At 37.1% G+C, this 12,627-nt stretch carries 12 protein-coding genes; 3 read left to right on the top strand and 9 right to left on the bottom strand.

The genetic code is table 11. From position 1 onward, the window contains the following. Positions 1-80: 80 nt before the first annotated feature. Positions 81-1,040 carry a metal-dependent hydrolase gene (locus IO68_RS33350; RefSeq protein WP_023014400.1) on the bottom strand — a complete coding sequence of 320 codons (960 nt, stop codon included), beginning with the start codon at positions 1,038-1,040 and terminating at the stop codon, positions 81-83. A gap of 488 nt (positions 1,041-1,528) precedes the next feature. Here IO68_RS33350 and IO68_RS33345 point away from each other — a divergent pair, with 488 nt between their 5' ends. Both IO68_RS33345 and IO68_RS33340 read left to right on the top strand, forming a co-directional pair. Further along, positions 1,529-2,167: a TetR/AcrR family transcriptional regulator gene (locus tag IO68_RS33345; protein WP_004880214.1), complete on the top strand. Its 639-nt coding sequence runs from the start codon at positions 1,529-1,531 to the stop codon at positions 2,165-2,167. Between the two features lie 14 nt (positions 2,168-2,181). Beyond that, positions 2,182-2,577 carry an acyl-CoA thioesterase gene (locus tag IO68_RS33340; RefSeq protein ID WP_023014399.1) on the top strand — a complete coding sequence of 132 codons (396 nt, stop codon included), beginning with the start codon at positions 2,182-2,184 and terminating at the stop codon, positions 2,575-2,577. A gap of 45 nt (positions 2,578-2,622) precedes the next feature. Here the strand turns inward: IO68_RS33340 and IO68_RS33335 are convergent, their stop codons facing one another. The 6 genes from IO68_RS33335 to IO68_RS33310 all read right to left on the bottom strand — a co-directional run bounded on the left by IO68_RS33335 (position 2,623) and on the right by IO68_RS33310 (position 10,239). Next, positions 2,623-3,564 carry a Dyp-type peroxidase gene (locus IO68_RS33335; RefSeq protein ID WP_023014398.1) on the bottom strand — a complete coding sequence of 314 codons (942 nt, stop codon included), beginning with the start codon at positions 3,562-3,564 and terminating at the stop codon, positions 2,623-2,625. Between the two features lie 85 nt (positions 3,565-3,649). Further along, on the bottom strand, positions 3,650-4,438 hold the full coding sequence (fdhD, locus tag IO68_RS33330) for a formate dehydrogenase accessory sulfurtransferase FdhD (RefSeq protein ID WP_023014397.1): 789 nt from the start codon (positions 4,436-4,438) through the stop codon (positions 3,650-3,652). 52 nt (positions 4,439-4,490) lie between these two features. Further along, entirely contained in the window at positions 4,491-6,899 is a 2,409-nt protein-coding gene (locus tag IO68_RS33325; protein ID WP_023014396.1) for an FdhF/YdeP family oxidoreductase, read from the bottom strand. Positions 6,900-7,108: 209 nt separating this feature from the next. Continuing rightward, positions 7,109-8,116 (bottom strand): putative solute-binding protein, encoded by a 1,008-nt coding sequence (locus tag IO68_RS33320; protein WP_023014395.1) that lies wholly within the window; start codon positions 8,114-8,116, stop codon positions 7,109-7,111. 141 nt (positions 8,117-8,257) lie between these two features. Then, entirely contained in the window at positions 8,258-9,169 is a 912-nt protein-coding gene (locus tag IO68_RS33315) for a metal-dependent hydrolase (protein ID WP_023014394.1), read from the bottom strand. A gap of 71 nt (positions 9,170-9,240) precedes the next feature. Next, positions 9,241-10,239 (bottom strand): putative solute-binding protein, encoded by a 999-nt coding sequence (locus IO68_RS33310; protein WP_023014393.1) that lies wholly within the window; start codon positions 10,237-10,239, stop codon positions 9,241-9,243. A gap of 165 nt (positions 10,240-10,404) precedes the next feature. Here IO68_RS33310 and IO68_RS33305 point away from each other — a divergent pair, with 165 nt between their 5' ends. Next, on the top strand, positions 10,405-11,409 hold the full coding sequence (locus IO68_RS33305; protein WP_031234956.1) for a helix-turn-helix domain-containing protein: 1,005 nt from the start codon (positions 10,405-10,407) through the stop codon (positions 11,407-11,409). A 76-nt stretch (positions 11,410-11,485) separates the two neighbouring features. Here the strand turns inward: IO68_RS33305 and IO68_RS33975 are convergent, their stop codons facing one another. After that, positions 11,486-11,653, bottom strand: a complete 168-nt coding sequence (locus IO68_RS33975) for a cbb3-type cytochrome oxidase assembly protein (protein ID WP_023014391.1) — start codon at positions 11,651-11,653, stop codon at positions 11,486-11,488. Between the two features lie 40 nt (positions 11,654-11,693). Then, the gene (locus IO68_RS33300) at positions 11,694-12,512 is read right to left on the bottom strand and encodes a hypothetical protein (RefSeq protein ID WP_023014390.1); all 819 of its coding nucleotides are present in this window, start codon (positions 12,510-12,512) and stop codon (positions 11,694-11,696) included. Between the last annotated feature and the right edge of the window lie 115 nt (positions 12,513-12,627).

The raw sequence follows: 12,627 nt of genomic DNA, 5'->3' as shown, positions 1-12,627 counted from the left end.
GCTCATAAAGTCATGAACACTTTTGCCAATTCAAATGATTAAATTTCATTGCACACTAACGATTAAAAATGTACTAGAAATCAAGCCGCTTGGACTTTTGGCGTAAATTCTTTAACAAAGAATGGATGTAACGCACCACCTTCAGACAACAACTTTTTCTCGTAGTATTCAAAATACTCAGTTGCATCATGATCATTTGGATGGAAATCAGGACGTAAATAGTCAAAAATTCGACCTTGCGTACTACCAAATACACCGTCTTTCGGACTAAAAATAAGCTTTACGCCACGACGTGCGTCACGCCAGAATTTTGGTGTAAACAATTCTTGTGGTTTACGTAGTAAAGGAACCATCGTTGCGGAGAATGGAATCAAGCCAAGAATGGTGAAATATGCAAGGAAGAAACCTCCCACACGTAATGCATAATTACCGTTTAAAGTTTGATAAACGTCATACGCCACATCTTTATGCTCCGACTCTTCCAACATATGCCACATCCACAAAGCACGAGTTTTAGCGTCATCAGAAAAATAGAAGTTCTGCTCATGCGCCATCATGTATTCGGCTAAAACGGCAGTAAAATGTTCAATCCCAGCCATGAGTGAAAGTTTTAGCGGTTGAGGAAATCTTAGGAAAATATGATCGAAAAATTGTTCGCCAAGGAAGCGATACAACCTAACTGGATAATCAAGATCAACAATTGCATCATTAAATTCATTGTGCAATTTTGAATGAATTGCTTCTTGACCAATTAATGATGTTACACGCTGCTTTAAAATTGGATCTTTCAACATATCGCGATGATGACGTGCTGTCTCAATAACTAAGTCTTCGCCGTATGTCAAAAATACTGAAAGTGTCGCGAAAAAAATCGTAGCAAACTGGTTGTTCATATAGAATGAAAGATCAATTTGTTTGCCATCAAATCCGATTGCTAAGTGACGAATTGGAATACTTTTTTTACTCGCAAAATCAATTTGCTCAGTTATTGGGTTAGATTTAAATAAACTTAAACCTTTCTTTAATGTGCTAGTAACCATGGCTACACCTACCTACTTCACTTGAGCGTCATTTGCCCTTTTACATTTGGTTCAGGATTATCTCTTTTCGTCTAACTCAATAACTTGCTAAGTTACGAAAAAATATTCGGGAGATTTTTGTGAACCTAACTCTTCACTAAAACCAATGTAAACCGATCTTATGTTCGGATTCAATTCGGGTAAATTCTTCGCTTAAACAGTCATCTTTTAATTTTATTGAAATAACTTTTTATGATTTTTATCAGATAAAAAGCCCATATAAAAAATATATTTAATTAATAAATATCAATATATTATTAAATTTAAATTTTATTTTTCGTAATTTATAGACCTTAAATTTTAATTGGTTTACACAGATTCATTACAGTTAAATCTCATAAAATAAAAAACATGTAATTTTATTTGTTCGGATTATTTAAGCCTATCTTTCATGCTTATGACGGTTATGTTAATCTGACGTTATGTTCGGATTTTAATAATAAGATATTATGGCAACTCGAAAACCACGTCAGTCACGTTCAAAAGTGACTGTAGATACGATTATTGAAGCTGGCTTTATTGCAGTTGCAACTAACGGTACTAGCGGCACAACCACAAGACACATTGCTGATATAGCTGGAGTGAGTGTTGGCTCGCTATATGAGTATTTTAAAAATAAAGAAGAAATATATGACGCTATGGCAAAAACCTTTGTCAAAGAAGTCTTGGATATGGTGAAAGAGCTTACCCCAATTATCATTGAGCAAGAACTAGAACCATTGTTTCAAATGATCTTTTATACATTCAGAGACTTACTCACACGCGATGATGATCGTTATCTGATTTGTCTGCGTTACGCGACAGAGTTGAAATACGAAAAATACATTGGTCAGATTGAAATGGCGCTGATGGAAGTATTAATGAAATATATGATTCGTCATCCACGTTATTTAAAAGTGAATAACCTCAGCGTGACAGCATATATCAGTATTAATAGTAGTATTTTCAATGTCGCGCGTCATTTAATCTTACCAAATCCACAAATTAGCTTCGATGAAATGGTGAAAGGGTTAAGTACAATGATCATCAGCTACATCGAAACAGAACTTGCTAAAGCTGAAAGAGAAACGACCTTAACACATGTATAACAGAGTAAAAAACAATGTTTAGCCTTTCAATTACGCCAAGATTCTATGAAACAGATGCTTTCGGACATATCAACAATACTGTGATTACAGGTTGGTTTGAAACAGCACGAGAACCGATTTTCCGATTATTTAACCCAAGTATGGAAATTAAAAATCTGCCTTTGATTCTTGCACGAGTTGAAGTCGATTTTGTTGCTCAAATCTATTATGGCGCAAACATCGAAATCAAAACATGGATTGAACACATCGGAAATTCATCTTTCGTCGTTGCACATGAAGCATGGCAAAATGATCATTGCGTTGCACGCGGCAAAGCCGTTCAGGTCTATTTTGATTTTAGTACTCAAAAATCAGATCGTATTCCTAATCAATTCCGTACCAAGTTACAGCAATGTATGACTAACCAATAAATATATTTCCGCTGAAACAACTTTAATTATTTCAACGGATCAAATTTACTCGCCTAAATCTTCAAGAAAATCGAATGTTGGAACAAAGAATAAACTCCCTGAAACAGCAGTACTGAAATCAAGGATACGGTCAACGTGACCATTTTCTTTACCAAGAAACATATTCTCAAGCATAGTTTTCGTGATGTTAAATGAACGAGAATAACCAATAAAGAAAGTGCCATACTCACCTTCCGTTGGATTAGAGAATGGCATATTGGCTCTAAGAATTTTTAGCTCATTGCCCTCTGCATCATGTGCTTTGCTAACTACGTTGTGTGCATTCTGTGGCTTAACATCATCACCTAATTCAACATCATCATACTTCTTACGACCAATGACTTTTTCCTGTTGTTCAGTAGTTAAGCTTTTCCACATTTCCATGTTATGTAAATATTTCTGGATAAAAACATAACTACCACCGAGGAACTCAGCATCCTCTTGTCCAACATAGGCAATTTCTTTGGCAATTTCATGCTCAGGGTTTTCAGTTCCATCAACAAAACCAAGAATTGCGCGACCATCAAAGTACCTAAAGCCTTTGGTTTCACTAATTGGAAACGTCGTTTCTTTGAGTTGATCATGCAAAATAGAAGCAAGTTCAAAACAAATCGCCATTTGATTGGCACGTATATGAAAGAATAAATCACCCGCAGTTGCTACGGCTGTGTGCTTCTCACCTTTGATTTCCTGAAATTCATACAACTCTTTAGGTTTATTCAAACTTGGAAATAGAAGATCCCACGCTTTTGAACCAATCCCCACGGACGCACTAAAATTTCCATTTGGAAAACGATTGGTCAAACTTCTGACCAATGCTGAAAAGTTCGCTAAAAAGTCAATAATTTCAGAAGTATCTGCCTGATCTTGAATTCCGAGAACAATAAATAAAGCATTTTCACCAGAAAGATTATTAATCACTGGCTGTGGTCTTAATGTTGTATTCATAAATGTTAAGAATAGGATAAAAATTAATAACCTATCCTACACAAGTCACAGAATAAGTTAGCAAGATAATCACAAATTTTTACTATTATTCGGTGTAAATAACGAAACTATCTCCACGGCAAAAACTAGCCAAAGTCAAATTTAATTTTTTAGCCATTTCAATTGCCATGCTGGTTGGCGCAGAAATAGTTGCCAATAGACCAATATTGTATTGTGCACATTTTCGGATCAGCTCATAACTGGCACGGCTGGTCATCACCACAAATCCATCTGCAACATTTAATTTTTGCTCAGCTAAGTAACCAAGCAGTTTATCTAATGCATTATGACGACCAACATCTTCAAATAAAGCAATAATTTGTCCTTTGACCACCCAAGCGGCAGCATGCGCACCACCTGTTAATTCACTGATTTTTTGTCGTACTTTTAACTGCGCGATTGCATCTGGAATTTGACCCAACCATTTAGAAGGCACTGTAGTATTTACAGTTGGTAGGTTTGTATAAAGTTGTTTCAGACTTTCTATACCACATAATCCGCACCCAGTTCTGCCCACCATCATTCGACGATGTTCTTTCAAAGCTGTAAATGCACGCGATGCAATCGTCATATCGACTTGTACACCCAGTTCATTCTGACTGATTTCAAGTGAGTAAAGCTCGTTTAGGTTCGTTAAAATACCTTCTGACAGACTAAAACCTTTCGCAAATACCTCTATATCAGATGGCGTTGCCATCATGACAGCATGTGAAATACCGTTATAGATCAGTGCAACAGGATATTCTTGAACAATATAATCCAATTCATTTTCAGAGATATCTCGATGGAAACGATGCACTTGCATCGTTTCATAGCCCAGTGTTTGTGTATCCACATTGACCTCTAAAATTTACATCCAATCTATTCAATTATTTACCTGAATAGTTCTATGTATTACTCACTCGCTCATTGGCATGTTCAGGATCAACTGCTACAGCCAAATTAAAATGTTCAGGTGCTTTACCTGCGTGCAGAATCACAGGAACACTTTTCGAAGCAGGAATTTTTGCATATTTATCATGGCTACCTAAAGCAACCAGTGGGTTTGTTTCAGGATAATATGCCGCTAAGCTTCCTTGAGGAATGTTGTATGGCACAATACGGAAACTATGCACAATTCGCTTCACACCATCAGAGAATACACTCTCAATATCAACCCACTGATCTGCTACAAATCCAGCTTCATCAATATCTGTTTGGTTCATGAACAATACACGGCGCTGCCCAAATACACCTCTATAACGATCATCTAAACCATATAAAGTGGTGTTGTACTGATCATGTGAGCGCGTAGTCATTAAGGTATAAACTTTCTGTTCACTATATGCCGCAGCATATTGATTTTCTTGATCTTCGTAGACTTCATCTATTGGCGTAATCAAGAATTGTGCTTTACCACTTGGCGTATGCCAAACGTGCTGATTTGCAGGATGTTCTAGATGAAAACCACCCGGTTGATATACGCGCTGATTAAAATCATGGAACTCGTCAAAAACATCGGCAATAGAGTCACGAATACGATCATAACTTTCGATATACCAACGCCATTTGACATTTGTTTCAGGTAATGCCGCTTCTGCCATACGTGCAACAATATCAGGCTCGGACAAAATATTTTCAGAAATTGGAGGATTGCGCCCTGCCGATAAATGCACGTTACTCATCGAGTCCTCAACCGAAATCGCTTGCGGACCATGAACTTGCATATCAATTTCAGTACGACCTAAACAAGGCAACATCAAGGCATCTTGACCACAGACCAAATGGCTTCGATTAAGTTTAGTTGTAATATGTGTCGTCAAAGAACAACGACGCAATGCCTCTTGCGTATAAGGCGTATCAGGTGTGGCAACCGCAAAGTTACCACCTAGCCCAATAAAGACCTTAACATCGCCCTCATACATCGCTTTAATCGTATCAACGACACCATGACCATGTTTACGAGGTGATTTAATGCCGAATACACGATCAATACTATCTAACATTTGCTCACTAGGATTTTCGTTAATGCCCATGGTTCGATCACCTTGAACATTACTATGACCACGAACTGGACATAAACCAGCACCCGGACGACCAATATGTCCTCTAGCTAACAACAGATTTGCGAGCATATGGATATTGGCTGTTCCATGACGATGTTGAGTAATTCCCATTCCCCAACAGAAAATCGCTTTTTTAGAGTCGAGGAACATTTTGGCAATCGATTCTAAATGTTCGGGTGACAATCCTGTGTACTTATGAATTTTTGACCATTCTGTACGATCAATTTCAGCAAGCATTTCATCAAAGCCAACTGTATTCATCTCGATAAAACTTCGATCAAATACGCTTGTTTTGCCTTTCGCAATGGCTTTTTTATCCCATTCCAACAAATGTTTCATTACGCCAAACAGTAATGCATAATCTCCACCAATTTTCGGTTGAAAATAATAACGGCTGATTGGCGTACTACCATTCGTCATCATTTCTAAAGGCGCTTGAGGGTCTTGGAATCGTTCTAAACCACGCTCTTTAATTGGGTTAATTGCAATAATATTGCCACCACGTTTAGATACTTCTCTCAGTGTTGCAAGCATTCGAGGATGATTTGTTCCGGGATTATGGCCAAAGCTAAAAATAGCATCGGCTTCGTCAAAATCATCGAGAATAACTGTGCCTTTACCTAAACCAATCGAATCTTTTAAACCGACACTGGTCGTTTCATGGCACATATTCGAGCAGTCAGGAAAATTGTTGGTTCCAAAACTTCTAACAAATAGCTGGTATAAAAATGCAGCTTCATTACTTGCGCGACCAGAAGTGTAAAAAGCAGCTTGATCAGGATGATCTAAAGCTTGTAAATGTTTTGCAATCAGCTGAAATGCTTCATCCCAAGAAATCGGAACATATTTATCTGTCGCAGCGTCATAGCGCATCGGATCGGTCAAACGTCCGAGGTCTTCCAAATAAAAGTCACTTTGTTCAGCGAGCCAACTTACTGTATGTTCGGCAAAAAACTCAGGTGTAACTGTTTTACTTGTTGCTTCAAATGCGACTGCTTTAGCTCCGTTTTCACAGAAATTAAATGCATGCGCATCTTTTTTCTCAGGCCATGCGCAACCTGGACAGTCAAAGCCTGTTGGTTGATTAATATTCAGTAAGGTAATAGAACCCTTTTTTAAGATATCTTGCCGTTTAAGGTTTCGAGCGACACTCAGCAATGCGCCCCATCCACCAGCTGGTTGAGTATATGGCTCAATTCGAGCGTAGCCATTATTTTCTTGCGTATTTATGGTCTGTTCCGAATTATCCATGGAATCGCCCTCATCTGAGCTGTCATTTGTGTCTATGGTTATTACACTTAACATGAAATGAGGTTATTTTCTATTTTTGTTTTGTGTGATCATTCATCTATAAAATAGAAAAAAGCCTAGTTAAACTAAGCTTTTATCATAAATTTTTCGTTCATTATGCTATGTAAAAAATTGATTCATCTGCTTAAAAACAGTTCATTAAAATTCTACTATTCACCCGACAAAGAACATTCAAAATTGGCTTTATCGACTGAACAACGAGCTTTCTTTAAAACACTCATCATACTGGCATCGTAGATCCCACGTTGTGTTAACTCAATACGTCCATCACGCATCATTTTTTGATATTTGAGTTTATCTTCTGCTGTTAAATTCATTTTATATTTTGCAGGAATTTCAGCTTCTAGCTTTTTGATAGTAGCAAAAGTTTTAGGTAGTTGTTTGACAAACCAATCTCGAGATTTCTGCCCAAAACCTGCTGGGAATTTCTCAGGACGTAAAACAAGATTTGCTGTCACTTGTAATACAGGAAAATTATACATCACCCCATTTGTGCCTAAACCCTTACTTAACTCTAATGGTTTATAAGCATATGCTGGCGCACCAATCATATCGACCTGACCATTATTAAACTTGGCAGCGAAATTCGAAATATCTGAAAGTACAGCTTGAGCACCTACGCGCTGAACTATTAATTTTTGAGCATCGTCATAACCTAATACAGCAAATTTTTTACCTGCTGCTTTTTCGATTGAATTGATGCTTTTGTCACGAACAAAAATGAATGCAGAACCTAGAGGAGAAATACCTGCAACTTCATATTTATTCCCGCTAAGATTGGTTGTCATTTTCGCCGCATTACGTGGATCGGAAACAAATGTAATCGCTCGTTTTGCAATTTCATCACTCGGAACACCACCTAAAGAATCAATTGATCCAACAAACTTATTATATGGTCGTGCGCGCATAGAGGTCATTGCAACTGCATCACATTTACCTGCTTTAAAATTATTGTCAGCAACCTGTTCATCTGTAAGTGCCACGAGATTTATATCTGCGCCCCAACCTTTTGCGGCTAAAGCCCAGTCTTGCATTCCTTTATATGCTTCGCCTGACTTGCCTAATAAGTCAAACACACATACATCTACTGCCGCTTGAGTTGAAGCAGATATAGCTAAAATTGAAGTCGTTGCGAGCGTAAAAGCCATTTTTTTCATTTTTACTTCCTTTCACAAACATAATGTTTGTTTTTATACATTCAATAGTTAAAACTTTTTTTAATTAAAAATGATCATCTAGATCATTTTTAAACTCACACAGATAAATCACCGTGTTTATTCTTAATAAAGAAAACACCTTTATCTGATTGCTTGAACAGCTGGGGAACGCGCTAAATAATCTAAAGCCTGTTGTGTATTTCCTTCAGTTTCAGGATGAAAGTTTGGAGAAATCCAACGAACAATTGCTTTCGTGATAAACGTTAATGTCGGAGCATTGTCTGTTGCTTTCGCTTGTTTCTGATAAATCGGTAATAATCTGAAAAAGTTGCGATTAAAAATTTTTTGTATCTTTATATCTGGATCTTGTTTGCCTAAATCACGCGCGATATCGGCTAGCATGTAAATAAAAATAGGAAAAACAAGCATCATCAAAAACTGACGATAAAGATAAAATAAGACAGGATTCGGTATCATTTCTTTAAATAGATCAAATGCAACACAGCGATGTTCTACTTCTTCAGCTAAATGCCAACGGAACATATCAGCAATCACTGGGTCTGCTTTATCCCACGAGGTATTGTCCATACACCACTGTCCAAGCACACCAGTAAAGTGCTCAATCGCAGCAACTACACCTACCCTAGTGACTAACCAGAAATGCTCTAAAGACTTCTTTTCTAATGCTTTAATGCCTAGTGGGCGCTCACCTAACAAAATCGTGAAAATCCAGTTAATTTTTTTAAAAGAAGTTGCTAGATCATAATCATGTTGCTTCAGGAATTCTTGAGCAGTTTGATGAGCACGAGCATGGGCCGCTTCCTGTCGAATGAATCCTTTGACATCATCCATCAATATCGAATTATTCAAATATGGGAGAGTCTTATTGTAAACACGACAAAACCAGAACTCTCCCGCAGGCAAAATTAGGTTAATCCCATTAATTAAATGTGAGCATATAGGATCATTTGGAATCCACTGTACTGGTGAATTTGAAAAATCAAATTTTACAGATCGTGCAACCAATTTGTGGTGTTGCGTTTGTGCGTTCATATTGATCTCAACTTGTAACCTAATAAATTTCTAACTTCTTGAAAATATCTTTTAACTGGATATGACATTGCTCACTCTCCGCTTAAAGAACATTCAAAATTGGTTCGTTCTACAGCACATCGCGCACGTTTTAAAACCCTCATCATGACAGGGTCATACACACCAAGTTGTGTAAGTTCAATGCGACCATCTCGCATCATCTTTTGGTAACGATGTCTATCTTCAGAAGAAAGAGCTTGTTTATATTTCGCAGGAATATCCGCTTCTAAACGTGCAATCGTGGAAAAATTCTTTGGAAGCTGCTTAATTGCCCATGCCCGTGATTTCAGTCCAAAACCTTTAGGAAATTTATTAGGTCGGATAATGATGTCAGCGGTTAAGTTAATTACAGGAAAATCAAATATTGCCCCATTCGTTCCTAAACCTTTGGAAATCTCTAAGGGTTTATAGGCATAAGCTGGGGCTGCAATCACATCGACTTGGCCATTATTAAATTTCTTAGCAAAGTCCGAAATCTCTGATGGGACACCAACCAACTCCAAACGCTCTACAATCATTTTTTGTGCTTGATCGTAATGTAAATAAGCGAACTTTTTGCCCTTACCCTTTTCAATTGTATTAATCGTTTTATCGCGCACATAAACATACGCTAGACCAATTTGAGCAATTGCAGCGACCTCAAATTCATCACCATTTAATTTAGTTACCAAACGGTGCTTATTACGAGGATCTAAAGCATAGGTAATCGCTTTTTGTGCAATAGAATTATTTGTCACTGCTCCCAATGCATCAATCGAACCAGCAAACTTGTTGTATTTTCTTGCGCGCATAGATGTCATCGCAACACCATCGCACCTGCCTGTATCAAAATCATTTTGTGCTTTGGCTTCATCTTGATAAGGAATTAAATTTAAGTCTGCATTCCAAGCTTTTGCAGCAAGTGCCCATTCTTCTACTGATTTATAAGCCTCACCTGATTTACCGAGCAGATCAAATACACAAACATCGACTTTGGCTTGTACAGTTGTTGAAAAAATTGTTATCGCGGTAATCAAAATTCCTTTTTTCATTCCCCACCCTAGCAATATTTGGAATGTATTTTTCTGCATCACGGCAGTAATTTACGTTGATTAAAGTCAAGTAGACTTTGCTGACATGGCTATTTTTCAATAAAAGAAAATGTTGTAATAGTTCTGAATAAGCCATTTTAGTATCATTTTCCGACATGGGTTTTTATGGCAATAAATACAAAAATTGAGAAGACTGTTCCCGGAACATATATCGCATTAATGGTCGATGTGGTCTCTCGTTGGAATATTTCAGCAGAAGAATTATTAGCTGGATCAGGTCTTAATACGGATCAATTACTACAACCGTTGTGGCGTGCTGATGCCAAAATCGTCATGAGTATATTGAAACGTGCATTAGATTTAACAAAAGTTCCAAATTTAGAGTTTGGGTTTTATTTAGGTATGCAAATGACAATTACCTGTCATGGGTTAATGGGTATGACTGCAATGCTCGCAGGGAATGTCACACAAGCACTGAATATTGCTCAAGAGTTTATTTCACTTCAATCTAGCATTCATAAAATAAAGCTCGAAGTTTTTGATGATCATGCTGCAATCATCTTCGAACAAACTGAGAGTTATTATTTAGACGAAGTCATCCAAATTGCTTTATTGCTTGGATTTGCACAGATGGGAAAAAGCATTTCAGGACAAGAGTTAAGCGGGTTAGCGGACGTACAATTTAGTAAACCAGATTATTTTGATAAATTACTTCCCTTAATTCCGGGCGAGGTCAGATTTAATCGTCCAATGACGCGCTTAGAATTTAATAAAGAAATTTTAGATTTTCCATTACTCCATGCAGATGCAATTGCAGAGCGCTTATCACGAGAAGAATGTAAGTCTCAATTGCGTAAGTTATTAAGACAAAATAGCTTTAGTAGCTCAATACAAGATCTCATCTATGACGAGGCAATGGGCATCAGTCCTCTATCTGACATTTTAAAAAAAATCGGAATCTCTGAGCGTTCCTTACAACGAAAGTTAGAAAGTGAAGGTACAAATTTTCGAGAATTAGTGGACAAAATCCGTTGTGAAAAAGCCATCCAACTGATCAAGAACCCTAGCTTATCTCTTGAAAATATTGCCAATCACCTCGGATACACCAATACCAAAAATTTTTCACGAGCCTTTAAACGCTGGACAGGAAAATCACCAAGACGATACTAATTTTTAGTATAAAAAAATTACTGGCAAGCGCTCAGATTGCCAGTAAGAGAGAAACTGATCTAAAACTTCGACAGGCTTATTGAGTTGAATTTTTAACCTCTACAGTAGTCTGTTTCTGCTGTTGCGAAGGCATATAATCAGGTTGATGACTGATAGCGAGAAAGAAAAAAACGAGAAACAAACAACCTAACAAGATACTGATGCCAACTGCTAAATATGGAAATTTTGATTGCTCTTGTGGCATGAGCTTTACTCCTAAAATATACAAAATTCAGTTATTCAATTCAGGCAATGGATAAGGCTTTATAACTTGCGCCATTTTGAATACGCGTTTGTAGGTACTCGGCATAAACCGACAATTTTTCAAAGATATGCTCTGAATAAAACATATCTTCGATCAAATGCTTGGCTTGTGAATGATTAAAATTTCCAGTTTGAGAGACCAAATTTGCGTTTAAATTTGAATACAAACCGCACACCTCTTTGTGCATCTCATCTTTGTTCTTGAACAATAGTTTTCTGAGATGAATCATTTCATCTTGAATTAGGTTCTCAGATCGATCTGCTTTAATAACAAAGATTTCAACATTCAAATATTTCTGTAACTGTTTCAGTTGCTGTATATCCAAAGTTAAATGCGTGATTAAAAAAATCTGTGAAACATCTGCTCGACAAAGTGCTTTAATCAAACGATTAAATAAAAAGTCTTGCTCGGTGTTTACTTGATCAACCAAATCAATATGAAGTTTTAAACTCTGAATCACCTCTTCTATTCTCAGGTTTAGATTTTTCTCAGCCTGATAATATTGATTCAAAATGCTTAAAACAGACCTTGAAACAGGCGTGCTATAGATCACAGGTTGATTTAGATTGGCAATGATAAATGGCGCAAATAAATAACCAAGATTATTATCATTTTCATCGATTTTCGCTTGAGCAATATATACAAGCTGATCTTTAGAAAAATCCCTCAGCACCTTTGCTCGTAACAATGTCGCTTCAAGATTTACATACTCAAACTGCAACTGCTCTTGTACAGCTTGCGATGGTGCTACACCATTGAACAGTTGTATGATCGAATTGAGTTCTTTCGTGATAAACATTGTGATACACCATTCAACCTAAATCATCATTTCTAGAGCATGAAAACCTTCAAATCATGCTCTGAGTTCATGCTGTTATTTTGAGCGTCTGGAAAGTTATTGAATAGCTACAGAG

It is taken from the genome of Acinetobacter sp. COS3 (assembly GCF_000475335.1).
Taxonomy (GTDB): Bacteria; Pseudomonadota; Gammaproteobacteria; order Pseudomonadales; family Moraxellaceae; genus Acinetobacter; species Acinetobacter venetianus.
This window is presented reverse-complemented; position numbering and strand designations above follow the sequence as displayed.

Bases quoted from the DNA above. Each gene is read 5' to 3' on its own strand.
- IO68_RS33340 (WP_023014399.1), top strand. From the start codon at position 2,182: ATGTTTAGCCTTTCAATTACGCCAAGATTCTATGAAACAGATGCTTTC.
- IO68_RS33305 (WP_031234956.1), top strand. From the start codon at position 10,405: ATGGCAATAAATACAAAAATTGAGAAGACTGTTCCCGGAACATATATC.
- IO68_RS33325 (WP_023014396.1), bottom strand. From the start codon at position 6,899: ATGGATAATTCGGAACAGACCATAAATACGCAAGAAAATAATGGCTAC.
- IO68_RS33315 (WP_023014394.1), bottom strand. From the start codon at position 9,169: ATGAACGCACAAACGCAACACCACAAATTGGTTGCACGATCTGTAAAA.
- IO68_RS33350 (WP_023014400.1), bottom strand. From the start codon at position 1,040: ATGGTTACTAGCACATTAAAGAAAGGTTTAAGTTTATTTAAATCTAAC.
- IO68_RS33300 (WP_023014390.1), bottom strand. From the start codon at position 12,512: ATGTTTATCACGAAAGAACTCAATTCGATCATACAACTGTTCAATGGT.
- IO68_RS33975 (WP_023014391.1), bottom strand. From the start codon at position 11,653: ATGCCACAAGAGCAATCAAAATTTCCATATTTAGCAGTTGGCATCAGT.
- IO68_RS33335 (WP_023014398.1), bottom strand. From the start codon at position 3,564: ATGAATACAACATTAAGACCACAGCCAGTGATTAATAATCTTTCTGGT.
- IO68_RS33320 (WP_023014395.1), bottom strand. From the start codon at position 8,116: ATGAAAAAAATGGCTTTTACGCTCGCAACGACTTCAATTTTAGCTATA.
- IO68_RS33345 (WP_004880214.1), top strand. From the start codon at position 1,529: ATGGCAACTCGAAAACCACGTCAGTCACGTTCAAAAGTGACTGTAGAT.
- IO68_RS33310 (WP_023014393.1), bottom strand. From the start codon at position 10,239: ATGAAAAAAGGAATTTTGATTACCGCGATAACAATTTTTTCAACAACT.